General features: G+C 74.0%; 20 protein-coding genes. 15 read left to right on the forward strand and 5 right to left on the reverse strand.

The annotated features are described in order from the left end of the window. Nucleotides 1-90 precede the first annotated feature (90 nt). Entirely contained in the window at nt 91-1110 is a 1020-nt protein-coding gene (locus tag AB0I49_RS17855; protein ID WP_363227900.1) for an ABC transporter substrate-binding protein, read from the reverse strand. A gap of 55 nt (nt 1111-1165) precedes the next feature. On the opposite strand from AB0I49_RS17855, the gene AB0I49_RS17860 reads away from it, so the two are divergent. From AB0I49_RS17860 to AB0I49_RS17870, 3 genes are read left to right on the forward strand one after another with little or no spacing between them, the layout of a single operon-like run. Then, on the forward strand, nt 1166-2212 hold the full coding sequence (locus AB0I49_RS17860; protein ID WP_363227901.1) for an iron chelate uptake ABC transporter family permease subunit: 1047 nt from the start codon (nt 1166-1168) through the stop codon (nt 2210-2212). A gap of 44 nt (nt 2213-2256) precedes the next feature. Further along, on the forward strand, nt 2257-3333 hold the full coding sequence (locus AB0I49_RS17865) for an iron chelate uptake ABC transporter family permease subunit (protein ID WP_363228114.1): 1077 nt from the start codon (nt 2257-2259) through the stop codon (nt 3331-3333). A gap of 11 nt (nt 3334-3344) precedes the next feature. After that, nucleotides 3345-4391, forward strand: coding sequence for an ABC transporter ATP-binding protein (locus AB0I49_RS17870; RefSeq protein ID WP_363227902.1), 1047 nt, complete (start codon nt 3345-3347; stop codon nt 4389-4391). Here the strand turns inward: AB0I49_RS17870 and AB0I49_RS17875 are convergent. Then, the gene (locus AB0I49_RS17875) at nt 4357-4704 is read right to left on the reverse strand and encodes a sterol-binding protein (RefSeq protein WP_363227903.1); all 348 of its coding nucleotides are present in this window, start codon (nt 4702-4704) and stop codon (nt 4357-4359) included. The two genes, AB0I49_RS17870 and AB0I49_RS17875, sit on opposite strands and share 35 nt — an antisense overlap. A gap of 82 nt (nt 4705-4786) precedes the next feature. Between AB0I49_RS17875 and AB0I49_RS17880 the strand changes: the two genes are divergently transcribed. The 3 genes from AB0I49_RS17880 to AB0I49_RS17890 are packed head-to-tail and all read left to right on the forward strand — an operon-like array spanning nt 4787 to nt 6976. Beyond that, nucleotides 4787-5113, forward strand: a complete 327-nt coding sequence (locus tag AB0I49_RS17880; protein ID WP_363227904.1) for a hypothetical protein — start codon at nt 4787-4789, stop codon at nt 5111-5113. Nucleotides 5114-5126: 13 nt separating this feature from the next. After that, nucleotides 5127-5972: a TlyA family RNA methyltransferase gene (locus AB0I49_RS17885; protein ID WP_363228115.1), complete on the forward strand. Its 846-nt coding sequence runs from the start codon at nt 5127-5129 to the stop codon at nt 5970-5972. 47 nt (nt 5973-6019) lie between these two features. Continuing rightward, nucleotides 6020-6976: an NAD kinase gene (locus AB0I49_RS17890; RefSeq protein WP_363227905.1), complete on the forward strand. Its 957-nt coding sequence runs from the start codon at nt 6020-6022 to the stop codon at nt 6974-6976. Nucleotides 6977-7208: 232 nt separating this feature from the next. Here the strand turns inward: AB0I49_RS17890 and AB0I49_RS17895 are convergent, their stop codons facing one another. Further along, nucleotides 7209-8549 carry an FtsX-like permease family protein gene (locus AB0I49_RS17895; RefSeq protein WP_363227906.1) on the reverse strand — a complete coding sequence of 447 codons (1341 nt, stop codon included), beginning with the start codon at nt 8547-8549 and terminating at the stop codon, nt 7209-7211. Between the two features lie 213 nt (nt 8550-8762). Between AB0I49_RS17895 and recN the strand changes: the two genes are divergently transcribed. Together recN and AB0I49_RS17905 are read left to right on the forward strand one after the other, a co-directional pair. Continuing rightward, nucleotides 8763-10514, forward strand: coding sequence for a DNA repair protein RecN (recN, locus tag AB0I49_RS17900; protein ID WP_363227907.1), 1752 nt, complete (start codon nt 8763-8765; stop codon nt 10512-10514). A 264-nt stretch (nt 10515-10778) separates the two neighbouring features. Next, entirely contained in the window at nt 10779-11906 is a 1128-nt protein-coding gene (locus tag AB0I49_RS17905; RefSeq protein ID WP_363227908.1) for a glycosyltransferase family 4 protein, read from the forward strand. A 33-nt stretch (nt 11907-11939) separates the two neighbouring features. On the opposite strand, the gene AB0I49_RS17910 is transcribed toward AB0I49_RS17905, so the two are convergent. Then, a complete protein-coding gene (locus tag AB0I49_RS17910) occupies nt 11940-13595 on the reverse strand; it encodes a PucR family transcriptional regulator (RefSeq protein WP_363227909.1) in 1656 nt (551 codons plus the stop codon). Nucleotides 13596-13682: 87 nt separating this feature from the next. Between AB0I49_RS17910 and AB0I49_RS17915 the strand changes: the two genes are divergently transcribed. Beyond that, complete coding sequence (locus tag AB0I49_RS17915) at nt 13683-15050, forward strand: MFS transporter (RefSeq protein WP_363227910.1); 1368 nt, start codon at nt 13683-13685, stop codon at nt 15048-15050. Here the strand turns inward: AB0I49_RS17915 and AB0I49_RS17920 are convergent. Beyond that, entirely contained in the window at nt 15022-16833 is a 1812-nt protein-coding gene (locus tag AB0I49_RS17920; RefSeq protein WP_363228116.1) for a glycoside hydrolase family 15 protein, read from the reverse strand. The genes AB0I49_RS17915 and AB0I49_RS17920 overlap by 29 nt on opposite strands. Before the next feature lie 436 nt (nt 16834-17269). Between AB0I49_RS17920 and AB0I49_RS17925 the strand changes: the two genes are divergently transcribed. The 6 genes from AB0I49_RS17925 to AB0I49_RS17950 all read left to right on the forward strand — a co-directional run bounded on the left by AB0I49_RS17925 (nt 17270) and on the right by AB0I49_RS17950 (nt 25171). Next, entirely contained in the window at nt 17270-18922 is a 1653-nt protein-coding gene (locus AB0I49_RS17925) for a CTP synthase (RefSeq protein ID WP_363227911.1), read from the forward strand. A gap of 70 nt (nt 18923-18992) precedes the next feature. Next, nucleotides 18993-19619, forward strand: coding sequence for an NUDIX hydrolase (locus AB0I49_RS17930; protein WP_363227912.1), 627 nt, complete (start codon nt 18993-18995; stop codon nt 19617-19619). A gap of 237 nt (nt 19620-19856) precedes the next feature. Further along, the gene (locus AB0I49_RS17935) at nt 19857-21902 is read left to right on the forward strand and encodes a tetratricopeptide repeat protein (protein WP_363228117.1); all 2046 of its coding nucleotides are present in this window, start codon (nt 19857-19859) and stop codon (nt 21900-21902) included. A gap of 122 nt (nt 21903-22024) precedes the next feature. After that, nucleotides 22025-23149 (forward strand): alanine dehydrogenase, encoded by a 1125-nt coding sequence (gene ald, locus AB0I49_RS17940; RefSeq protein WP_363227913.1) that lies wholly within the window; start codon nt 22025-22027, stop codon nt 23147-23149. Between the two features lie 319 nt (nt 23150-23468). After that, nucleotides 23469-24584 carry a ParA family protein gene (locus AB0I49_RS17945; protein ID WP_363227914.1) on the forward strand — a complete coding sequence of 372 codons (1116 nt, stop codon included), beginning with the start codon at nt 23469-23471 and terminating at the stop codon, nt 24582-24584. Continuing rightward, the gene (locus AB0I49_RS17950; protein WP_363227915.1) at nt 24569-25171 is read left to right on the forward strand and encodes a hypothetical protein; all 603 of its coding nucleotides are present in this window, start codon (nt 24569-24571) and stop codon (nt 25169-25171) included. The genes AB0I49_RS17945 and AB0I49_RS17950 overlap by 16 nt, the downstream gene beginning before the upstream one ends. Nucleotides 25172-25238: the final 67 nt, after the last annotated feature.

Below are 25238 nucleotides of genomic sequence, written 5' to 3' on the forward strand. Positions count from 1 at the left end.
GTGGGGGGCTGGTGGGCGTGCTCCTCGGGGGACCCGGCGGGGGCGGCGGGCCCGCCGCCGGGCGGGGCCCCGCCCCGGCGCCGGGACCGGTCAGGTGACCTTCTTGGCCTTCTCGACGGCGGCGGCGAGGTCTTCCAGGATCGGGGCGCAGCCGGCGTAGGAGTACCGCGGTTCGCTGAGCCAGGGGACGACCTGCCCGGCCTTGACGGCGGGGAGCTTCGCCCAGGTGGGCTTGGCGGCGAGGTCCTTGGGCTGGAGGGTGGCGGTGCGGTTGTCGAGGAGGATCAGGTCGGCCGGGTACTTGTCGGCGTTCTCCCAGCTGAGGTTCTCGAAGAAGCCGCCGCTGACCTTGCCGGGGACGATGACGTCGACGCCGAGCTCCTTGAAGAAGCTGAGGTCGGTGTAGACGGTCGGGTCGGAGACGTACAGCAGGTTGGCGCTGCCGGAGGCGGCCAGGACCTTGAGGCCCTTCTTCGCCTTCGCGGCCTTGCGGAGCCGCTCGGCGGCCTTCTCGAAGCGGGCCTTGGCGTCGGTGACCTTCTTGTCCCGCAGGTCCGCGCCGAGCGACTCGGCGAGCGCCGCGTAGCGCCGGATGGGCTCCAGGAGCGGGGTGTGGGAGGTGGTGATGCCGACGCTGGGGGCCAGGGCGAGGATCTTCTTCTTGCTCTCCTCGGGGACGGCCCACAGGTCGTGGTCCTGGATCATGTTGGTGACCAGCAGGTCGGGGGAGAGCGCCGCGTACTTCTCGACGCTGAACTCGCCGAAGGCGTTGCCGAGGATGGTGACCTTGTCGATGTCGATGTCGCCGGCCTGCGGGTCGGGCTTGCCGTCCTTGAGCTTGGTGGGGCCGAAGACGCCGACGCAGTCGATGCCGAAGTCGTGCAGGGCCGCGGCGGAGCCGGTGAAGGCGACGATATTCTTCGGGGTGTGGTCGGCCTTGACGCTCTCGCCGCGGTCGTCCTTGAACGTCCACGGGCCGCTGTCCTTTTTGGAGGAGCCCGACGATGAGCTGCCGCCCCCGCAGGCGGTGAGCAGGGCGCCGATGGAGACGGCGCCGCCCGCGGCGAGGAGGCCGCGGCGGGACAGGGTGAGGGTGCGGGGGTTGCTCATGGGGGATGTGCTTCTCTCCTGGAGGGCAGTTGCCAGGTTAGGCTAACCTAACTGGGTGTTGGTCGACAGTCCCCCCGAATCCCGCGCCGCCCCGGAGGCCGAGCCCCGAAGGCGCAACGCCACCCGCGCGGCCGGGCTGCTCGCCGCGGCGGGCGTGCTGCTGCTGGTCGTGGTGGCGAGCATCGCCGTCGGCGCCAAGCAGATCCCGGTCGACCAGGTCTGGCACGGCCTGTTCCACTACTCCGGCACCGACGCGGACGTCGTCATCCGGGACGTACGGCTGCCGCGCACGCTGCTCGGCGTGCTGGCGGGCGCGGCGCTCGGGCTCGCGGGCGCGGTCATGCAGGCGCTCACCCGCAATCCGCTCGCCGAGCCCGGCATCCTCGGCGTCAACGCGGGCGCCGCGGCGGCCGTCGTCTCCGCCATCAGCTTCCTCGGCGTCACCTCGCTGACCGGGTACGTCTGGTTCGCCTTCCTCGGCTCCGCGGCCGTCTCGGTCGCCGTGTACGTACTGGGCGGCAGCCGCGGCGCGACGCCCGTACGGCTCGCGCTCGCGGGCACCGCCGTGACCGCCGCGCTCTTCGGGTACGTCAACTCCGTACAGCTCATGGACAACGCGGCCCTCGACAAGCTGCGCTTCTGGACGGTCGGCTCGCTGGCCGCCGCCAACGGCGACATCGTCGCGCGGGTCGCGCCGTTCATCCTGGTCGGCGTGGTGCTCGCGCTCGCGCTCGCCCGGCCGCTGAACGCCGTGGCGCTCGGCGACGACACCGCGCGGGCGCTCGGCGCCAACCTCACCCGCACCCGCGTCCTCGCGATGCTCGCGGTCACCCTGCTGTGCGGCGCCGCGACGGCCGCCTGCGGGCCGATCGTCTTCGTCGGGCTGATGGTGCCGCACGTGGTGCGGGCGATCACCGGCCCCGACATGCGCTGGACCCTGCCGTACGCGGCCCTGCTCGCGCCCGTCCTGCTGCTCGGCACGGACATCGTCGGGCGCGTCGTCGCCCGGCCCTCCGAGCTCCAGGTCGGCATCGTGACGGCGGTGATCGGCGGGCCCGTCTTCATCTGTCTCGTACGCCGACGGAAGATGGCGCACCTGTGAACAGCGCACCCACGCACCGCGCGGACGCGGAAGAACACGGAGCGGTGACCGACGACGGCGCGCGTGCAGCGGTCGCGAAGGGGCGTCGGCGGAGCAAGGCGGTACGCACCCCCGGCGGCCTCTCCTTCCGCCTCGACCCGTGGGCGGCGCTCGTCTCGCTGCTGCTCGTGGCCGTCGCGCTCGCCGTCTCCGTCGTCCTGATCGGCGTCGGCGACTTCCCGATGTCCACCGCCGACGTCCTGCGGACGCTGACCGGCGGCGGCACCACCGCGCAGGAGTTCATCGTCCAGGACCTGCGGCTGCCCAGGGTCCTGGTGGCCCTGCTCGTCGGCGCGGCGTTCGGGATGGCCGGCGCGGTCTTCCAGTCCGTCGCCCGCAACCCGCTGGGCAGCCCGGACGTGATCGGTTTCGGCCAGGGCTCGACGGTCGGCGCGCTCGCCGTCATCGTCCTCTTCCACGGCAGCACCGTCGCGGTCTCCGCCGGTTCGATCGTCGGCGGGCTCGTCACCGGCGTCGCCATCTACGCGCTCGCCTGGAAGAAGGGCGTGCACGGCTACCGCCTCGTCCTCATCGGCATCGGCGCGGCCGCCATGCTCACCGGCCTCATCGGCTATCTGCTCGTCGAGGCCAACCCCTCCGACGCCTCCCGCTCGGTGGCCTGGATGGTCGGCTCCCTCAGCGGCCGGGACTGGGACCAGGTCTGGCCGCTGCTGGCGGTCTGCGCGGTGCTCTTCCCGGTCGTGCTCGGCCACGGCCGGGGCCTGAAGATGCTGGAGATGGGGGACGACGCCGCGTACGCGCTCGGGGTGCGGGTGGAGCGGACCCGGCTGGTGCTCATGCTCTCCGCCGTGCTGCTGACCGCCTCCGCCACGGCCGCCGCCGGGCCCGTCGCCTTCATCGCCCTGGCCGCGCCCCAGCTCGCCCGGCGGCTGACCCGCGCGCCGGGCCCCAACCTGGCCGCCGCCGCCTGCATGGGCGCGGCGCTGCTCGTCACCGCCGACTGGGCCACGCAGCGGATCTTCGGCGCCGACCGGCTGCCGGTCGGCGCGCTGACCGGGATGCTGGGCGGCTGCTACCTGCTGTGGCTGCTGTTCACCGAGCGCAGGGCGGGGCGGATATGAGCCGTGGGGATATGAGCCGTGGGGAATTGAGCCGTGGGGAATTGAGCCGTGGGGAATCGAGTCGTGGGGATGCGTGCTCCGCGGATCCGAGCGCGGCGCGTACGGGCGGTACGGACGTACCCGCGGCAGGCGCGCGCGCCCCGGAAACCACCAGCAACAGGAGAGATACCGTGAGCCGTCTTACGGCCGAGTCCGTCACCCTCGCCTACGACCAGCGCGTCATCGCGGAGAACCTCTCCGTCGCGATACCCGACAACTCCTTCACCGTCATCGTCGGGCCCAACGCCTGCGGCAAGTCCACGCTGCTGCGCGCCCTCTCCCGGATGCTCAAGCCCGCCGCCGGCTCCGTGCTGCTCGACGGGCAGGCCATCGGCTCGTACCCGGCCAAGAAGGTCGCCCGTACGCTCGGGCTGCTGCCGCAGTCCTCGGTGGCGCCGGACGGCATCACGGTCGGGGACCTCGTCGCGCGCGGCCGGTACCCGCACCAGGGCGTGCTGCGCCAGTGGTCGGCTGAGGACGAGCGGGTCGTCGACGAGTCCATGGCGGCTACCGGCGTCGGCGCGCTCGCCGACCGCTATGTCGACGAGCTCTCCGGCGGCCAGCGGCAGCGCGTCTGGATCGCCATGGCGCTCGCCCAGCAGACCCCGCTGCTCCTCCTCGACGAGCCGACCACCTTCCTCGACATCCAGCACCAGATCGAGGTGCTCGACCTGTGCGCGCAGCTCCACGAGGAGCAGGGGCGCACGCTGGTGGCCGTGTTGCACGACCTCAACCACGCCGCCCGCTACGCGACGCACCTGATCGCCATGCGCGACGGGCGGATCGTCGCCGAGGGGGAGCCCGCCGAGGTCGTCACGGCGCAGCTGGTGGAGCAGGTCTTCGGGCTGCGCTGCCAGGTCATCGACGACCCCGAGACCGCCACCCCGCTGGTGGTGCCCGCCGCCCGCGACGCGCGCACGGCCGGGGAGCGGGTGGCGAAGGCCCGTACGGCTCAGGAGGACCGTACGGCTCAGAGCCGGGCCGTCACAGCAGGGAGCGCAGCCGCAGCACGTCCCTGAGGCCCGCCTGGAGCTTGACCCGGCCGCTGCCCCACGCCCTCGCGAAGTTCAGCTCGCCGCCCACCAGCGCCACCAGGTCGTCGCCGGTCATCGCGAGCCCGATGTCGGCGCGGCCGGGCGGCGGGCCGGGCACGGCCGTGACGTCCTCGATGCGGCCGCCCGCGAGCCGGCCCACGAAGGTGGTGTCGAGGTCGGTGAGGTGGCAGCTGAGCGAGCGGTTGAGCGCGGCGGCGGTGCGCAGGTCGCCGTCCGCCCCCGCGAGGTTCTCCGCCAGCCGGTCGAGTGCGCCCCGGCACTCCTCGATGGTCGCCATTGTGATCGACGGTACCCCAGGGGCCGCCCGCGCCGGGGCTCCCGGACCGGGACACGAGCCGTTCCGGGGTAGCGTCGGAACCATGACCGATGCGATGACCGGCGACGAGCCGGGGCCGGAGAGCGAGCCGGGGCCGGAGAGCGAGCCGGAGCCGGTGGGCGAGCCGGAACCGGTGGGCGATTCTCCCGCGGACGCCGGGCCGCGGCCGCTCGGCGTGCACCGCACCCCCACCGGCGACGCCGACGTGGACGCGCAGCTGGAGCGGCTGGCCGACGCCGACCACCTCGCGGCGAGCGGCCACCTGGAGGTGTACGAGGATGTACACCGGGGCCTGCGGTCCGCGCTCACCGCGCTCGACCAGCGCCCCGGGCCTCCCGCGCCCTCCGGTCCGTACGACAACAGGAGCTGAACCACACGTGGCAGTGGCACGTGGCAAGAACAGCCACCACAGCGGCGGGCGCGGCCGGCTCGCGCGGCTCGACGCCGAACTGGTGCGCCGCAAGCTCGCCCGCTCGCGCGAGCACGCCAGCCAGCTGATCGCGGCCGGCCGGGTGACGGTGGGCGGCGCCACCGCGACCAAGCCGGCCACCCAGGTGGAGACCGGCGCGGCCCTGGTCGTCGCCAAGGACGACGACGACCCCGAGTACGTCTCGCGCGGCGGCCACAAGCTCGCGGGCGCGCTGGCCGCGTTCGGGCCGCTGGGGCTCACCGTCGCGGGCCGCCGGGCGCTGGACGCCGGGGCCTCGACGGGCGGCTTCACCGATGTGCTGCTCCGCGCCGGGGCGGCGCGCGTCGTCGCCGTGGACGTCGGATACGGGCAGCTCGCCTGGTCGTTGCAGAGCGACGAGCGGGTCACCGTGAAGGACCGTACGAACGTGCGCGAACTGACGCTGGAGCACATCGACGGCGAACCCGTCGACGTCGTCGTCGGCGATCTGTCCTTCATCCCGCTGGGGCTGGTGCTGCCGGCGCTCGTGCGGTGCGCGGCGCCCGGCGCGGACCTCGTGCTCATGGTCAAACCGCAGTTCGAGGTGGGCAAGGAGCGGCTCGGCAGCGGCGGCGTCGTGCGCAGCGCGAAGCTCCGCGCCGAGGCGGTACGGGCGGTGGGGGAGCGGGCCGCGGCGCTCGGCCTCGGCGTTCTGGGCGTGACCGCGAGCCCGCTGCCGGGACCGTCCGGGAATGTCGAGTACTTTCTGTGGCTGCGTGCCGGGGCGCCCGAACTGGACCCGGCCGACGTTGACCGTGCCGTGGCGGAGGGGCCTCGTTGACCACATCACAAGCAGCTTCAGCAGCTTCAGCAGCGTCTTCGGCAGCAGTGACTTCGGCGCCGGCTTCGACCGCGGCTTCGGCGGCGGCTTCGGAGGCCGCCGATGAGCGGCGCACCGTCTTCCTGCTCGCCCACACCGGCCGCCCCGCGGCCATCCGCAGCGCCGAACTCGTCGTCCAGGGGCTGCTGCGCTGCGGCATCGGCGTCCGGGTCCTCGCCGGCGAGGCCGCCGACCTGCCGCTGCCCGCCGAGGTGGAGCTGGTCGAGGCGGGGCCGCAGACGCCGGACGTGCTGGCCGGGTGCGAGCTGCTCGTCGTCCTGGGGGGCGACGGCACGCTGCTGCGCGGCGCGGAGTTCGCCCGCGTCTCCGGGGTGCCGATGCTCGGCGTCAACCTCGGCCGGGTCGGGTTCCTCGCCGAGGCCGAGCGGGACGACCTCGACAAGGTCGTGGACCGCGTCGCGACGCGGGCGTACGAGGTGGAGGAGCGGATGACGCTCGACGTCCTCGTACGCAACGACGGGCACATCGTGCACACGGACTGGGCCTGGAACGAGGCGTCGGTCGAGAAGGCGGCCCGCGAGCGGCTGCTGGAGGTCGTCACGGAGGTCGACGGGCGGCCCGTCTCCCGCTTCGGCGGCGACGGGGTGGTCTGCGCGACGCCGACCGGTTCCACCGCGTACGCGTTCTCGGCGGGCGGGCCGGTGGTGTGGCCGGAGGTGGAGGCGCTGCTGATGGTGCCGATCAGCGCGCACGCGCTGTTCGCCAAGCCGCTGGTCACCGCGCCGGACTCGGTGCTCGCGGTGGAGGTGCAGCCGCAGACTCCGCACGGGGTGCTGTGGTGCGACGGACGGCGCACGGTCGAACTGCCCGCGGGCGCGCGGGTGGAGGTGCGGCGCGGCGCGGTGCCGGTGCGGCTGGCGCGCCTGCACCATGCGTCCTTCACGGACCGGCTCGTGGCGAAGTTCGCGCTGCCGGTCGCCGGGTGGCGGGGCGCTCCGCACTAGCCCTTCGCCGGGGGCGGTGGGGTTCGGCGCGCCGTTGCCGTCTGCGGGTTCGTCGTGGCTGGTCGCGCAGTTCCTCGCGCCCCTTTGGGCGCTGGGTTGGGGTTGAGCTTCACGGGGTGGCTGGCTCCGTGCGGCTGGGAGCACCGGGGCTGCGCAGTTCCTCGCGCCCCTTTGCGCTGGGTTGGGGCTCGGCTCTCGTGCGGACTTCGGGGTGCTGTGTCGGGCCGGGGTCTCACAGGGCTGTGATCGCGCGGCGGCGCAGGCTCGTCAGTACGGGCACGCCGGTGGACAGCAGCGTCAGGGCCAGGGTGCCGCCCGCGATGGCGGCGGCCACCGGCCACGGCAGGTGCGGGAGCGCGGAGCCGTACGCGGTGCGGAGGATGGGGGCGAGGGTGAGCAGGGCGACGGCCGCGCCGATGAGCAGTGCGGTCAGGGCCACCACCAGCGCCTCCCAAGCGGCCATGGTGCGCAGTTGGGCAGGGGCGGTGCCGACCACGCGGAGCAGGGCGAGGTCGCGCCGCCGCTCGAAGGTGATCATGGCGAGGGTGTTGGCGGCGGCGATGGCCGCGAAGGACGCGTACAGGCCGGTGCCGGTGTAGTCGAGCCACACCTCGCCGGTGCTGCCCGCCGACCCGGTGCGGTACGCCGCCGTCGTATGCACGGCGATCTTCGTGACGCCGAAGCCGACCACCAGGGTCAGCGGGACCACCGCCGCCGCGAACCGCCGGGTCTGCGAGGTGACGTTGATCATCGCCAGCTCCGCGGCGCTGCCGAACGGCCGCGTGACGCGCGCGGCCAGCCACGCCGCCGGACCGATGATCCGCGGCCCGAGCAGCCCCACGCCCGCGCAGAACAGGATCAGCACCAGGAACGCCGACTGGCCCGCCTTCTCGGCCGGCAGCGTGGAGACCACCGCGCTCAGCACGCCGCCGCCGGCGAGCGCGAGCACCCCGAGCGGGGTACGGACCACCCCGAGCCCCCGCCGCCCCGAGGCGGCCTCCGCCAGGGCCCGCGCGGGGCGCAGCCAGGTGAACCGCGCGGCGGCGCCCATGCCCGCGAGCGCCGACGTCACGGCCGCGACCGCCAGGCAGACCGGCAGCGCGAGCAGGGTGAAACGGAACCGCACCTCCGCCGGGATCAGGCCGTGCCCCGCCAGCGCCGCGAACCACCAGCGCGCCACCAGGACGCCGAGCCCGCACCCCGCCACCGCCGAGGGGACCGCCGCCGCGAGCGCCTGTACGGCCACGGCGCGCCGCAGCTGCCGGGGCCGGGCGCCGATCGCCCGGAGCATCGCGAACTCGCGGTGCTGCTGGGCCACGGCCGTGCCCATGGTCGACACGATCACGAATATCGACAGATAGACCGAGCCGATCAGCATGACGGCGGCCATGGCGCCCACGCCGTTCGCGTCCAGGGTCCTGCGGGCGGCGGCGGAGAGGCCGTCGGCGCCGGTGGCCGTCAGCATGGTCGTCGACGCGCTGACGACCGTGGCGGCGAACAGCGCGGCGACGGCGGTGCCGACGAAGGCGGGCCGGTGGCCGCGCAGAGCGGCGCGCGCCAGTCCGTTGGGCATGGAGGGACCTCTCGCGGTGAGCATGACGGGATCACCGTCCACCCTCCGGTCCGCGGCGCTTCCAGGGCCATGGAGCGTCCACCCCGAACAGGGGTGGGGCTGTCCCCAGGGCCGCCCCAGGTGCTCTCCAGGGGCTCCCCGTACCGTCCCCGGAGGCGCTCCGGGGCGGCGCACCCAGGGGGTGGCCGTCGCAAGCGGGCCCCGGAACCTCGTATGGTCGTATCCGTGTTGGAGGAGATGCGGATTCGTTCACTGGGCGTCATTGATGACGCCGTCGTCGAGCTGTCGCCCGGTTTCACCGCGGTGACCGGCGAGACCGGCGCCGGCAAGACCATGGTCGTCACCAGCCTCGGCCTGCTGCTCGGCGGACGCGCCGACCCCGCCCTCGTGCGGATCGGGGCCAAGGCCGCGGTGGTGGAGGGACGGATCGTCGTCGCGGACGGCTCGGCCGCGGCCGTACGGGCCGTGGAGGCGGGCGCCGAACTCGACGACGGCGCGCTCCTGATCAGCCGCACGCTCTCCGCCGAGGGCCGCTCCCGCGCCCACGTGGGCGGCCGGAGCGTGCCCGTGGGGCTGCTCGCGGAGCTGGCGGACGACCTCGTCGCCGTGCACGGGCAGACCGACCAGCAGGGGCTGCTGCGCCCGGCCCGGCAGCGCGAGGCGCTCGACCGGTACGCCGGGGACGCGGTGGCGGCGCCGCTCGCGAAGTACTCCGGGGCGTACCGGCGGCTGCGGGCGATCGCCGCCGAGCTGGAGGAGCTGACCACGCGCGCGCGGGAGCGCGCCCAGGAGGCGGGGCTGCTGCGGTTCGGCCTCGACGAGGTCGCCGCCGTCGAGCCGCTTCCCGGAGAAGACGCCGAACTCGCCGCCGAGGCCGAGCGCCTCGGCCATGCCGAGTCCCTCGCCTCCGCCGCGGCCATAGCGCACGCCGCGCTCGCCGGGAACCCCGAGGACCCGGAGGGCGTCGACGCCGCCACCCTCGCCGGCGGCGCGCACCGCGCCCTGGAGGCCGTACGCGCCCACGACCCGGCGCTCGCGGCCCTCGCCGACCGGCTCGGCGAGGTCGGCATCCTGCTCGCCGACGTGGCGGGGGAGCTGGCCGGCTACGCGGACAACCTGGACGCCGACCCGCTGCGGCTCGCGGCCGTGGAGGAGCGCCGCGCGGCGCTCACCGCGCTGACGCGCAAGTACGGCCAGGACATCGCCGCCGTCCTGGCCTGGGCCGAGGAGAGCGCCGCCCGCCTCACCGAGCTGGAGGGCGACGACGACCGGATCGCCGAACTCACCGGCGAGCGCGACGCGCTGCGCGCCGAGCTCGGCGGTCTGGCGCAGGCCCTCACCGACGCCCGCACCGAAGCGGCGAAGCGATTCGCCGGGGCGGTCACCGCGGAGCTGGCGGAGCTGGCCATGCCGCACGCGCGGGTGTCCTTCGAGATCCGGCAGGCGCCCGCGGCCGACGAGGAGTCCGGCATCGAGGTGGGCGGGCGCGTCGTCGCGTACGGGCCGCACGGCGCCGACGAGGTCGAACTGCACCTCGCCCCGCACCCCGGCGCGCAGCCCCGGCCGATCGCCAAGGGCGCGTCCGGCGGCGAGCTGTCGCGGGTGATGCTCGCGGTGGAGGTGGTCTTCGCGGGCTCGGACCCCGTGCCGACGTACCTCTTCGACGAGGTCGACGCGGGCGTCGGCGGCAAGGCGGCCGTCGAGGTGGGCCGCCGCCTCGCCCGGCTCGCCAAGACCGCGCAGGTCGTGGTGGTCACCCACCTGCCGCAGGTCGCCGCCTTCGCCGACCGGCACCTGGTGGTGGAGAAGACGAACGACGGCTCCGTGACGCGCAGCGGCGTCCAGGCGATGACCGGCGAGGACCGGGTGCGCGAGCTGTCCCGGATGCTGGCGGGCCAGGAGGACTCGGAGCTGGCGCGGGCGCATGCCGAGGAGTTGCTGGCGGCGGCTCGTACGGGAGGCTGAGAGGGCACGCGCGCACGGCGGGCCTTCTGTGGGTCTTCTGAGAGAGCAGCGCCGCAAACTCACCCATGCGACTGATTTTGTGGACGTACGGGCGAGGCCGAGCCGGAAACCGGCGGCGGCGGTGACGGGATGCCGGTGCGGGCTGGCATCCTGGGGCCGGCGCACTCTTCGCGCGGAAGCGGCCGGTCCGCACGCGCGCGGGCGCCTTCGTTCCGGAATTCCTCGACCCGAACCCCGTCGAACCGACTCAGGAGCTCCCCCCGCGTGAGCAGCACACCGGCACCACCGCACGGGCAGCAGCCGCTGCACGCCGTCCAGGTGCTGGGCACGGGCAGCTCGGGCAGCGGGGCGCACGTCAGATCGCTGGCCGCGGGGCTCGTCGCGCGCGGACTGCGGATCACGGTCTGCGCACCGCAGGGCGCGGGCGACGGATACGGATTCGCGGACGCCGGGGCGCGGTTCACGCCGCTGCGGACGCGTACGGACCCGGGGGCCGTCGCCGCGCTGCGCGCCGCGTGCGCGGAGGCCGACGTCGTGCACGCGCACGGGCTGCGCTCCGGGCTGCTCGCCTCGCTCGCGCTGCGCGGCAGGGCGACGCCGCTGGTCGTCACGTGGCACACCAGGCCCGCGGCGGACGGCGCGCGCGCCCGCCTCGTGCGCCTGACCGAGCGCAGGGTGACGCGCGCCGCCGCCGTCGTGCTCGGCGCGTCCTCGGACCTCGTGGAGCGCGCCCGTGGCCGAGGGGCGCGCGACGCCAGGCTCGCGCCGGTGGCGCTGCCCGTGCCGAACGCCGTGCCGGACGCGGAGGACGACCCCTCGGGGCACAAGACGCGGGCGGACATCGGCGCCGTGGGCCGCCCGCTGCTGCTGGCAGTCGGCCGGCTGGACAAGGGCCGGGGGTACGGAACGCTGCTGGACGCCGCCGGCTCCTGGCGCTCGCTCGACCCCGAACCGCTGCTGGTCATCGCCGGAGAGGGCGGCCGGCGCGCCGAGTTGCAGCGCCGCATCGAGGAGGAGGCCCTGCCGGTGCTGCTGCTGGGCCGCCGCGAGGACGTACCGGACCTGCTGGCCGCCGCCGACCTCGCCGTCCTCCCGAGCCGCTGGGAGGCGCGCCCCCTGCTGGCCCACGAGGCGCTGCACGCGGGCGTGCCCCTGGTCGCCACGGCCGTCGGCGGCGTCCCGGAACTGGTGGGCGACGCCGCCGAACTGGTCCCCTACGGCGATGCCGACGCCCTCGCCGCGGCGGTCACCGGCCTCCTCGCGGACCCCGAGCGGCGCGCCGAACTGGCGAGCGCCGGGCGGCTGCGGGCCGCGCAGTGGCCGACGGAGGACGACACGGTCGCCCAAGTGCTCAGCGTCTACGACGAATTGGCGCAGAGCCGGGCGAACTGACGCGAGGCGTCCGGCGGATGGCGGGCGGCCCCGCTACTTCACATGGCGGCGCGCCCGCAGCGCCAGGCTCAGGGCCAGGGCCGTCTGCGGGTCGTCCAGGTCGCTGCCGAGCAGACGCGCGATGCGGGCCAGGCGGTCGTAGAGGGTCTGGCGGTTGAGGTGGAGTTCGCGGGCGGTCTCCGCCTTGCGGCCCGCGTGGGCCAGGTACGTCTCCAGGGTCGGCAGCAACGGCGGGCGCGCCGAGCGGTCGTGGGCCAGGAGGGGGCCGATCACCCGCTCGACGAACGCCGTCAGATCGCCGTGCGCGCGCAGCCGCCACAGCAGCAGGTCCACGTCCAGCCGCCGCACGTCGTGCCACGGCCGCGGCGCGAGCCCCTCGGCCGCCGTCGCGGCCTCCGCCGCGTGCCGCAGCCCCGGTCCGGCGGCGGCCCAGTCGCCCGCCAGGCCCACGACGATCACCGGCCGGGACCCGGACCGCTCCGTCCAGGTCCGCTCGACCCCGGCCCGCAGCGCCGCCGCCACCCGTTCGGCGACCGCCGCCCGCTCGGTCCCCGCCCGCAGCCCGACCAGCAGCGGAAGCCGGCCCTCCGGCAGCCGCACCCCCAGCAGTACGGGCGCGCCGACCGACGCCAACTCCTCCTGGACCGCGCACGCCAGCGCCGCCCAGCTGTCCGACGCGTCGAGGAACGCGGGCTCCGCCGCCGGCCGCAGCACGACCGGCAGCAGCGGGCCGTCCCCCGGCTTGAAGCCCAGCACCCGCGCCTGCGCGGGCGCGTCGGCCGCCTCGATCCGGCCCTCCGCCAGATCGGCGAGGAAATCGCCGCGCCCGCGCGCCGCCAACTCCTCCTCCTGCCGCGCCTGGAGGAGCACGACCGCCAGCAGCCCCGCCGTACGGTCGGCGGCGATCCGGTGTACGGGCGCGAGCGGCGCGTTCACCGGCAGCACCGTCAGCCGGGCCCGGACCGCGCCCGGCCCGTGCCCGCCGCCGGGGATGTCCGCGACGACGCTGCCCGCCGGCGGCTCGGGGCGCGGCGCCGCGCGCTGGGCCCGCAGCCCGTCCCACACCTGGAGCGGATCGGCCGCCCCCGGCTGCGGGCCGGGCCCGGCCGCGTACAGCAGCCGCCCGTCGGGCGTCTCCAGGAAGACCGGGTTCCCCGCGAACTCGGCGAACAGCCGCAGGATCTCGGGCACGCCCCCGCCGTTCAGCAGCGCCTCCGTGCCGCGCCGGTGCACCTCCTCGGCGCGGCGCAGCAGCGCGTAGTGCTCGTTGACGATCTCGGTGTGGATCTCCTCCGTCACCGCGACGAACGGCACTTCGCGGTGCAGCTGCACCAGCGGCAGCCCGTACGAGCGCGCCGTGTCGACGACCGCGGCGGGCAGCGCCGCGAACCGCCCGCCCAACTCGACGACGAGCGCCGCGATGTCCCGGTCCGCGAGCCTGCGCACGAAGGAGCGCTGCTCGGCGGCGCGGCTGCCCAGGCCGATGCCGGTCGTCAGCAGCAGTTCGCCGCCCTTGAGGAGCGCCGCGATGTTCGGCGTCTCCCCGGCGTGCACCCAGCGCACGGGCCGCTCCAGGCGGTCGGCGGCGGCCATGACCTCGGGGAGCCCGCGGCGCAGCGCGGGCAGTTCCAGGGCCCGCGCCACCGTGATCGTCCCCTGTGGGCCGGGGTCGGGGCCGTGCGATTCCATGGTCACAGACGGTACTCGGCCGTGGCCGGAAACGGCATCCGACCAGGACCGCCACACCTGCTCAGTGCTGCCCATACGCTGTTGCGCATGACCGAAGCCGCCGACGCCCAGCAGACCCCGCCGACCACCGCGAAGCCGCGGGCGGCCGGGCAACCCGAAGGGGCCGAGGGGTCCGAGGGGCCCGGACGCTCCATACCCGCCCCGCCCGACCTCGCCGCCGTCCAGCGGCGCACGGTCAAGGTCCTCATGTCGGCCCAGGTCGTCGCCGGCATCGGCATGGGCTCGATGCTCTCCTCCGGCGGCCTCCTCGTCGAGCACCTCACCGGCTCCGAGGGCGCCGCCGGGCTCGCCACCACCATGACCACCCTCGGCGCGGCCCTGCTGTCCGTACCGCTCGCCGCCCTCTCGCGGGCGCGCGGCCGCCGGGCCGGCCTCGGCATCGGCTGGCTGGTCGCCGCGGCGGGCGCCCTGACCGTGCTGGCCGCGGCCCGCCTCGGCTGGTTTCCGCTGATGCTCGCGGGCATGCTGCTCGTCGGCTCCGGGACCGCCGCCAACCTCCAGTCCCGCTACGCCGCCGCCGACCTCGCCACCTCCGCGACCCGCGCCCGCTCGCTGTCCCTCGTCGTCTGGTCCACGACCGTCGGCAGCGTCCTCGGCCCCAACCTGAGCGGCCCCGGCGAGGCCGTCGCCCGCGCCCTCGCGCTCCCGGAGGCCGCCGGCACCTTCGTCTTCTCCGTGGCGGCGTTCATCGCCGGCTGGGCGGTCATCCGGCTGCGGCTGCGCCCGGACCCGCTGCTGCTGGCCGCGGGCCGGGACGCGGCGGCGGTCGCGGGCCCCGCCGCCCGGCAGCCCGCGTTTTTCGCCCGTATGAGCACCGCCATCCGCCATGTGGCCACCCGGCCGGCCGCCCTGACCGGGCTCACGGCACTGGTGATCGGCCACGCGGTGATGGTGTCGGTGATGACGATGACGCCCGTGCACCTCGCCCACCACGGGGCGTCGCTCAGCGTCGTCGGGTTCACGATCAGCCTGCACATCGCCGGGATGTACGCGCTGTCGCCGCTGGTGGGATGGGCCGCCGACCGGCTCGGCCGGGTGCCCGTGATCCTGCTCGGGCAGGCGGTCTACGTCGTCGCGACGCTCCTCGCGGGCACCTCCGGCGGCGACCGCCGGGCGGTCACCGCGGGGCTCTTCCTGCTCGGCGTCGGCTGGTCCTGCGCCACGGTCGCGGGCTCCACGCTGCTCACCGAGTCCATCGACGCCGAACACCGCTCCGAGGTCCAAGGGGCGTCCGACACCCTCATGAACCTCGTCGGAGCGGCGGGCGGCGCGCTCTCCGGCGGCCTCGTGGCCGTCGTCGGCTACGGCGGCCTCAACGCCGCCGCAGCCGTGCTCGTCCTGCCCGTCAGCGCCTGCGCGCTGTTCTTCAGCCTACGAACGCGCTCGACGCCGTGAGCCGCAGCGCCGTGTCGATCAGCGGAACATGGCTGAACGCCTGCGGGAAATTGCCCACTTGGCGCTGGAGCCGGGGGTCCCACTCCTCGGCGAGCAGCCCGAGGTCGTTGCGGAGCGAGAGCAGCTTCTCGAACAGCTTGCGCGCCTCGTCCACCCGGCCGATCATCGCGAGGTCGTCGGCGAGCCAGAACGAGCAGGCCAGGAACGCCCCCTCGTCGCCCTCCAGCCCGTCCACGCCCGCGTCATCGCCGCTCGTCGGGTAGCGCAGCACGAAGCCGTCCTCCGTGGACAGCTCCCGCTGGATCGCCTCGATGGTGCCGATGACCCGCTTGTCGTCCGGCGGCAGGAACCCCATCTGCGGGATGAGCAGCAAGGACGCGTCCAGCTCCTTGGACCCGTACGACTGGGTGAAGGTGTTCCGCTCCTTGTCGTACCCCTTCTCGCAGACGTCGCGGTGGATGTCGTCGCGCAGCTCGCGCCACTTCTCCAACGGGCCGTCCACATCACCCGATTCGATGAGCTTGATGGTCCGGTCGACCGCCACCCAGGCCATCACCTTCGAGTGCACGAAGTGCCGGCGCGGGCCGCGCACCTCCCAGATGCCCTCGTCCGGCTCGTCCCAGTGCGCCTCCAGATACTGGATCAGCTTGAGCTGGAGGACGCTCGCGTAGTCGTTGCGGGCCAGGCCCGTCATGTGCGCGAGGTGCAGCGCCTCGGTGACCTCGCCGTAGACGTCCAGCTGGAGCTGGCCGGCCGCGCCGTTGCCGATCCGCACCGGCCCCGACTCCTCGTACCCCGGCAGCCACGACAGCTCGGCCTCGCCCAGCTCCCGCTCGCCCGCGATCCCGTACATGATCTGCAGGTTCTCCGGGTCGCCCGCCACGGCCCGCAGCAGCCACTCGCGCCAGGCGCGGGCCTCCTCGCGGTAGCCCGTGCGCAGCAGCGAGGACAGGGTGATGGCCGCGTCCCGCAGCCAGGTGAAGCGGTAGTCCCAGTTGCGGGAGCCGCCGATGTCCTCGGGCAGCGAGGTGGTCGGCGCCGCCACGATGCCGCCGGTCGGGGCGTAGGTCAGCGCCTTGAGGGTGATGAGCGAACGGACGACGGCGTCCCGGTAGGGCCCGTGGTACGTACAGTGCTCCACCCACTCCCGCCAGAAGTCCTCCGTCGCCTCCAGCGCGCCCTCCGGTTCGGGCAGCGCGGGCGGCTCCTTGTGCGAGGGCTCCCAGCTGATGGTGAAGGCGACCCGTTCGCCCGGCGCGACGGTGAAGTCCGCGTAGGTCGTCAGGTCCTTGCCATAGGTCTCCGCGTCGGTGTCGAACCACACCGAGTCGGGACCGGCGACGGCCACCGTGCGGCCGTCCGCGCCCGTGTGCACCCACGGCACGACCCGGCCGTAGGAGAAGCGCATCCGCAGCGCGGAGCGCATCGGCACCCGTCCGCTGACGCCCTCCACGATCCGGATGAGCTGCGGCGCTCCGTCGCGCGGCGGCATGAAATCGATCACTCGGACCGTGCCGCGCGGCGTGTCCCACTCGGATTCCAGTACGAGGGAGTCCCCTCTGTAGCGGCGCCGGTCGGCCGGCGGCGGCGTGGCCCCGGACGCATGGGCGGGGCCGATGCGCCAGAAGCCGTGCTCGTCGCTGCCGAGCAGTCCGGCGAAAACGGCATGGGAGTCAAAACGAGGGAGGCACAGCCAGTCGGCTGTTCCATCCCGGCAGACGAGGGCGGCGGTCTGCATATCGCCAATCAGTGCGTAATCCTCGATGCGCCCGGCCACGTGCATCTCCAGTCGAACGGCCACGTCGCCCCGAAGGGCTCTCTTGCGGTCAAGCGATCTTCGACGAGCTCTTGTTCCGGGAAGGGGCGGGGTAGTGCCATGCCGGCCGGCTCGCTGCTGTGTCCGTGCAGGATACGACGCCCAGTTGGTGTGACGCGCGACGGTCGGGACAGGAACCTGAGCCGAATGGGTGGCCTGTGACCTCGCCGCTACACAGGGGTCCCACCCTCGCTACGCAGGGGTCCCCGCGCCGCTACGCAGGGCTCATGCCGTGCCGCCGGAGGCCCTCGGGAGTCGCCGGAAGCGACCGCCCCAGGTCGCTGATACCCTGGTAGCCCGTGGACCGGTGGGAGCAGAACCCCCGAACCGCAGCGACGGCGGCCCCCGGAAATCCGGGCTGACGCCGGTTCGCACTTCACCTCGCGACCACGGGAGCCCCCTCTTGGCCATTGCCGCAAAGCCCACGACGACCAAGCACCTCTTCGTCACCGGGGGTGTCGCCTCCTCGCTCGGCAAGGGCCTCACCGCCTCCAGCCTGGGCGCGCTGCTCAAGGCTCGGGGCCTGCGGGTCACGATGCAGAAGCTCGACCCGTACCTGAACGTCGACCCGGGCACGATGAACCCGTTCCAGCACGGCGAGGTGTTCGTCACCAACGACGGCGCCGAGACGGACCTGGACATCGGCCACTACGAGCGGTTCCTCGACGTCGACCTCGACGGGTCCGCCAACGTCACCACCGGCCAGGTCTACTCCACCGTGATCGCCAAGGAGCGGCGCGGCGAGTACCTGGGCGACACGGTGCAGGTCATCCCGCACATCACCAACGAGATCAAGCACCGCGTCCGGCGGATGGCCACCGACGACGTCGACGTCGTCATCACCGAGGTCGGCGGCACCGTCGGCGACATCGAGTCGCTGCCGTTCCTGGAGGCCGTGCGCCAGACCCGGCACGAGGTCGGCCGCGACAACGTCTTCGTCGTGCACATCTCGCTGCTCCCGTACATCGGCCCGTCCGGCGAGCTGAAGACCAAGCCGACCCAGCACTCGGTCGCCGCCCTGCGCAACATCGGCATCCAGCCGGACGCCATCGTGCTGCGCGCCGACCGCGACGTGCCGACCGCCATCAAGCGCAAGATCTCGCTGATGTGCGACGTCGACGAGGACGCGGTGGTGGCCTGCAAGGACGCGCCGTCGATCTACGACATCCCGAAGGTGCTGCACACCGAGGGCCTGGACGCCTACGTGGTGCGCCGCCTCGACCTGCCGTTCCGCGACGTGGACTGGACCCAGTGGGACGACCTGCTCAAGCGCGTCCACGAGCCGAAGCACGAGGTCAAGGTCGCGCTGGTCGGCAAGTACATCGACCTGCCGGACGCCTACCTCTCGGTCACCGAGGCGATCCGGGCCGGCGGCTTCGCCAACCAGGCCCGCGTGAAGATCAAGTGGGTCACCTCCGACGACTGCACCACCCCGGCCGGCGCCCAGGAGCAGCTCGGCGACTGCGACGCGGTCTGCATCCCCGGCGGCTTCGGCGACCGCGGCGTCAACGGCAAGGTCGGCGCGATCACCTTCGCCCGTGAACGCGGCATCCCGCTGCTCGGCCTCTGCCTGGGCCTCCAGTGCGTGGTCATCGAGGCGGCGCGCAACCTCGCGGGCATCGAGGGCGCCAACTCCACCGAGTTCGACCCGGCCACCGCCAACCCGGTCATCTCCACCATGGCCGAGCAGCTCGACATCGTCGCCGGCGAGGGCGACATGGGCGGCACGATGCGGCTCGGCATGTACCCGGCGAAGCTCGCCGAGGGCTCCATCGTGCGCGAGACCTACGACGACCAGCCGTACGTGGAGGAGCGCCACCGCCACCGCTACGAGGTCAACAACTCCTACCGCGCGGACCTGGAGAAGAAGGCCGGGCTCCAGTTCTCCGGCACCTCCCCGGACAACAAGCTGGTGGAGTACGTCGAGTACCCGCGCGACGTGCACCCCTTCCTGGTCGCCACGCAGGCGCACCCGGAGCTGCGCTCCCGCCCGACCCGCCCGCACCCGCTCTTCGCGGGCCTGGTGAAGGCGGCCGTCAAGCGGCAGCAGGGCTGACCTATACGGTGGACCGGGGTGCGGGCGTTTTGCGGCCCGTGCCCCGGTTCCGTCGTTCAGGAGGACGTACATGGGTATCAAGGACACCGCCGCCGAGTGGCAGGTCACCGCGACCGCGACGCCGTTCGTCGGGAACAAGACCAGTGTCCGTACGGACGAGGTCGTCATGCCGGACGGCGCCGCCGTCACGCGTGACTATCAGGTCCACCCCGGTTCCGTCGCCGTCCTCGCCCTCGACGACGAGCAGCGCGTGCTGGTCCTCAACCAGTACCGGCACCCGGTACGGCACAAGCTCTGGGAGATCCCGGCCGGGCTCCTCGACATCCCCGGCGAGAACCCGCTGCACGCCGCGCAGCGGGAGCTGTACGAGGAGGCCCACGTCAAGGCCGAGGACTGGCGCGTCCTCACCGACGTCTACACCACGCCCGGCGGCTGCGACGAGGCCGTACGGATCTTCCTCGCCCGCGGCGTCTCCGAGGTGGAGGGCGAGCGCTTCGAGGTCTCCGAGGAAGAGGCCGACATGGAACTCGCCCGCGTCCCGCTCCCCGACCTCGTCCGCGGCGTCCTCGCCGGCGACCTCCACAACAACTGCCTGGTGGTAGGCGCCCTTTCGCTCCAGGCCGCGATGGCGGGCGACGGCCTCGACGCGCTCCGCCCCGCGGACGCGCCGTGGCCGGCCCGGCCGTTCACCGCCTGACGCCAGATGTCAGGCGCCCGGGGCGGCCCCGTCGGAGGCGGACCGATGCGCTGATCCGATTGAGTGATCCGGGGGGCGTGCGCTGCCGGAGCGTCGGCGCCGGGTGAACTAGGCTCGTGAAGTTCCCGCTCGCAGCCGCGGCGGGCTCGTACGCGCGAGTGGACGGGAGCGTGGCGCGTGACGGATCAGGCGGTGGGGGAGCACAGGGCCGGGGGGCGTACGGCCGCTGCCACCGCGGTGGCGCCGCGCGCGTTCTACGGGCGGCAGCGCGAGCTCAAGGCGCTGCGGTCGGACATCGGCCGGGCCGGGCTCGACACCATCTCCGGACGCAAGGCGCCCCGCAGCCGGGTGCTGCTCATCGCGGGCCGCCCCGGCTCCGGGCGCACCGCGCTCGCCGAGGAACTGGCCCGGCGGCTGGCCGGGGACTACCCGGACGGGGTGCTGCGGGCGCGGCTCACGGAGCCCGGCGGCGAGCCCGTACCGGTCGAGCGGGCCGCCCGCGAACTGCTCGGCACGCTCGGCGTGGGCTCGGTGCCCGGCGCCGGCGAGGACGAGCTGTCCGAAGCGCTGCGGGCCGCCCTCGACAAGCGGCGCGTGCTGCTGCTGCTCGACGACGCGGCCGGCGCCGAGCAGGTCGACGCGCTGCTCCCGGACGCCCCGGACTCGCTGCTCGTGGCCGTCGCGCAGGGGCCGCTCACCGGTGTTCCGGACGTGCGGCCGTGCACCCTGGGCGGGCTCGGCAAGGGCGCGGCCGTGGAGCTGATCGGGCGGTTCGCGGGTTCGACCCGCATCACCTGCGACCCGGTCTCCGCGGATTCGGTCGTGGAGGAGTGCGGCGGGCAGCCCGCCGCCCTGGTCCTGGTCGGCGGCTGGCTGGCCGCCCGGCCCAAGGCGTCCGTCGCGGACGTCGTCAATCTGCTGCGGGAGATGCCGGAGGACGAGGGGCAGGAGAGCGGCGGCAGGCCGCTGGCCCGCGCCTTCCGGCTCGCGTACGAGTCGCTGCCCGCGCCCGCCGCCCGGATACTGCGGCTGCTCGCGCTGGCCCCGGCGGGGCTGGCCGACGCCCACACCGCCTCCGCGCTCGCCGGCTGCTCGGTCTCCGCGGCCCAGTCCACGCTGGAGGACTTCGTCGCGCAGGGGCTGCTGCACCCGGCGGACCCGGCGGGCCAGGACGCGGCTGCGCCGCCGCAGTACCAGGTGCCCGGCGCGCTGCATCCGATGCTGCGGGCGCTGCTCGCCGCGCAGGAGCGCCCGGCGGAGGCGGAGCTGGCCCGCGCGCGGATGCTGGAACGGACCGTACGGCAGCTGCACTCCTGCCGGGCGGTCACCGAGCCCGCGGACTCCGCGGCGCGCAAGAGGCTCGCCGAGGCGCCCCGCGCGCTGCGCTTCGACTCCGCGGACGAGGCCGCGCGATGGCTGCGGCTGCGCCGCCCCGCCCTGCTCGCGGCGGCCCGGCTCGCGGTCCGCGACGGCCAACTCGACACCCTGGCGCGGCGGTTGGTCTCCGCGCTGGCGCGGGCGCTGACCGCCCATCAGGGCCCGGAGGAGGCCGCTCCGGAGCTCTACGGCCTCCACCAACTCGTCCTGGACGTCGCGGGCCGCCGCCGGATGCCGATGGAGAAGGCCGCGGCGCTGCTGAACCTCGGCGATCTGGACGCGCGCGCGGAGCGTACGGAGGGCGCGCTGGTCCGCTACCGGGAGGCGCTGGTGGCGGCGCGGGAGGCCGGGGACCCGTACGCGACCGGCCGCGCGCTGGAGTCCATCGCGGCCTCGTACCACGCGATGGGCGACTGGCAGCGGGCCGCCGACTGGTACGGGCGGGCGCTGGAGCTGCGGCTGACGCGCGGTGAACTCGCCGACGAGGCGCGGCTGTACGGGCGGCTCGGCGCGGTGCACACCTATGCCGGGCGCTTCGGCGAGGCGCTGCGCGACTGGCGGGCGGCGGCGGCCGCCTGCCGCAGGCTGCGGGACCTGCCCGGCCACGCGCGGGCGCTCAGCGAGACGGCCCGGGTGCAGGAGTACGCGGGCCGGCCGCAGGAGGCGCTGCGGACCTGCCAGGAGGCGCTGGAGTGCGCGCGCGAGGCGGGCGACGTGCGGTTGCAGGCGGCGGTGCGGCTGCGGCTGGCGGACACCCTGGAGCGGCTCGGCGACCCGGCCGCGGCCGGAGTGCACCGGGCCGGGGCGGAGGCGCTGCTCGGGGCGCCGGTGGGCCCGGTAGGGGAAGCGGAAGGCGCAGAACCACTCTCGACCTACGAAATCAGTAGCTCATCTAGTGAAGATTAGTGCTTTGCAAGGCTAGACACCACGAGATCCTTCATTAGACTGGCCGCGCCGCGGGCGCCGCGGTCTGCTCTGGTGTGCCGTGGCATATCCGGATTAGCCTGTCATTCTCCGATACAAGGACCGTGATCGACGTGAAGGTCGGCATCCCCCGCGAGGTCAAGAACAACGAATTCCGCGTGGCCATCACCCCCGCCGGCGTGCATGAGCTGGTGCGCCACGGCCACCACGTCTACGTGGAGCGGAATGCCGGAGCCGGCTCCTCCATCACGGACGCGGAGTACACCGCCGCGGGCGCGACCATCCTGGAGACGGCCGACGAGGTCTGGGCCACCGCCGACCTGCTGCTGAAGGTCAAGGAGCCGATCGCGGAGGAGTACCACCGGCTCCGCAAGGGTCAGACCCTCTTCACCTACCTCCACCTCGCCGCCTCCCGGGAGTGCACGGACGCCCTGCTGGAGTCCGGCACCACCGCCATCGCCTACGAGACCGTCGAGACCGCGAACCGCCAGCTGCCGCTGCTCGCCCCGATGTCCGAGGTCGCGGGCCGGCTCGCCCCGCAGGTCGGCGCGTACCACCTGATGCGCGCGGCCGGCGGCCGCGGCGTGCTGCCGGGCGGCGTCCCCGGCGTCGCCGCCGGCAAGGCCGTCGTCATCGGCGGCGGCGTCTCCGGCTGGAACGCCGCGCAGATCGCCGTCGGCATGGGCTTCCACGTCACGCTGCTCGACAAGGACATCAACAAGCTGCGCGAGGCCGACAAGGTATTCGGCACCAAGGTGCAGACGATCGCCTCCAACGCCTACGAGCTGGAGAAGGCCGTCCTCGACGCCGACCTCGTGATCGGCGCGGTGCTCATCCCCGGCGCCAAGGCCCCGAAGCTGGTCACCAACGAGCTGGTCTCCCGGATGAAGCCCGGAAGTGTCCTTGTCGACATTGCGATCGACCAGGGCGGCTGCTTCGAGGACTCCAAGCCGACCACGCACGCCGAGCCGACCTTCCCGGTCCACGACTCGGTCTTCTACTGCGTCGCGAACATGCCGGGCGCGGTCCCGCACACCTCCACGCACGCGCTGACCAACGCCACGCTGCCCTACATCGTGGAGCTGGCGAACCGCGGCTGGCGCGAGGCGCTGAGCCGCGACGCCGCCCTCGCCAAGGGGCTCAACACCCATGAGGGCCAGGTCACTTACGCCTCCGTCGCCGAGGCGCACGACCTGCCGCACGTGGAGCTGAGCGTCCTCCTCGGCTGACGCGCGAGCGTCGCCGGTCAACGTGACGCGCCCGGCCGGACCTTGCGAAACGGGGTCCGGCCGGGCCGTTTCGCGCCGATTCGCCCTCCCGCGAAATCTCCGGAACGACCTCCGTACACCCTTGACAGAGGGGTGTTCGATTGCCGACACATCGTGCCGTCTCCGGCGGATTGTGTTGCTGCGGAAGGCCGACACGCCATAGAGTCGGCCACCGTCGGCATGGTGCCACGCTGACCTATCGAGATGTTTCCTGGTCACCAAGGAGGTAGGACGACTTGTGAATGAGTCGACATTTGCTCCCGGGGGTGGTCAACCAGGAATGCCTGCACAGGGCCAGAGCGCCTCGGGGTTCCAGGCTGTCGGCTCCGTCGCTGTCCACACCTTCGAAGCGCAGAGCACGACCACAGCCCCCCAGAGCATGGATGGCCCCCACGTGAACGCCATGGCCGGCGACCACGGCGGCACGGACTCCGCCCGTCTCGCCGACTACGACGAAGTCCCCCAGGGGCACTTCTACGACCCCGACGCCGAGTACGAACCCGATCCGGAGTACGCAGCCACGCTGGCCCCCGACGCAGCCCGACAGCGCCGGGAGCGAGTCGGCCCCACCGGCCGTCCGCTCCCGTACTTCCCCATTCCGGGACCGCTGACCGACCACGGCCCCGCGAAGATCATCGCGATGTGCAACCAGAAGGGCGGGGTCGGCAAGACCACCTCGACCATTAACCTGGGCGCCGCGCTCGCGGAGTACGGACGCCGGGTGCTGCTCGTCGACTTCGACCCGCAGGGCGCCCTCTCCGTCGGCCTCGGCGTCAACCCGATGGAGCTCGACCTCACCGTCTACAACCTGCTCATGGAGCGGGGCATGGCGGCCGACGAGGTGCTCCTGAAGACGGCCGTGCCCAACATGGACCTGCTGCCCAGCAATATCGATTTGTCAGCCGCTGAAGTGCAGTTGGTCAGCGAGGTCGCCCGCGAGTCCACGCTCCAGCGGGCCCTCAAGCCGCTCATGGCGGACTACGACTACATCGTCATCGACTGCCAGCCCTCGCTGGGCCTGCTCACCGTCAACGCGCTCACCGCCGCGCACAAGGTCATCGTGCCGCTGGAATGCGAGTTCTTCGCGCTGCGCGGCGTCGCGCTGCTCACCGAGACCATCGAGAAGGTCCAGGAGCGGCTCAACCCCGAGCTGGAGCTCGACGGCATCCTCGCCACCATGTACGACTCGCGGACCGTGCACAGCCGCGAGGTCCTCGCCCGCGTGGTCGAGGCGTTCGACGAGCACGTCTACCACACGGTCATCGGCCGCACCGTCCGGTTCCCCGAGACCACGGTCGCGGGCGAGCCGATCACCACGTACGCGTCCAACTCCGTCGGCGCGGCCGCCTACCGACAGCTCGCCAGGGAGGTGCTCGCCCGGTGTCACGCCGAGTGAGTCTGCCCGGAGCCGACGAGCTGTTCCGCACCACCGGGGGCACGGCGCTCCAGCCCTCGTCGCCGCGCAGGCCCGCGAACGGCGAGCAGCCGCCGCGGGTGCCGGGACCGGCCGCGGAGCCCGACGCCCCCGCGCAGCCCGAGGCCGCGAACGGCGCCGGGGACCGGCCCGCCCGGCCGGGCGCCGCCGAGCCCGAGCACGGCGGGCGCGACGCCGCCGCCGCGCCGGGCGCGGGCCAGGACACGTCCGCCGAGCGCCGTACGGCCCCGGCGCCCGCCGCCGCCCAGGAACGGCCCAAGGGCCGCCAGCCGCAGCCCGAGCAGGGCTCCACCGCGGCGGCGCGCCGCCGGGCCCGGGCGGCCAACCGCCGCCCGAGCGGCCGCGAGCGCCACGACGAGAAGATCACGGTGTATGTCTCCGCCGAGGAGCTCATGGACCTCGAACACGCCCGGCTGGTGCTGCGCGGCGAGCACGGCCTCGCCGTCGACCGCGGCCGCATCGTGCGCGAGGCCGTCGCGGTCGTCCTCGCCGATCTGGAGTCGCGGGGCGACGCGAGCATCCTGGTGCGCCGATTGCGCGGTCGCTGACCGCGGGGGGCGGTAGCCTGCCCGTCTGCTGCCGGGCCCGCGCGTCCGTCGCGCCCCCGCCCGCCAC

The organism is Streptomyces sp. NPDC050617 (assembly GCF_040654795.1).
Classification (GTDB): domain Bacteria; phylum Actinomycetota; class Actinomycetes; order Streptomycetales; family Streptomycetaceae; genus Streptomyces.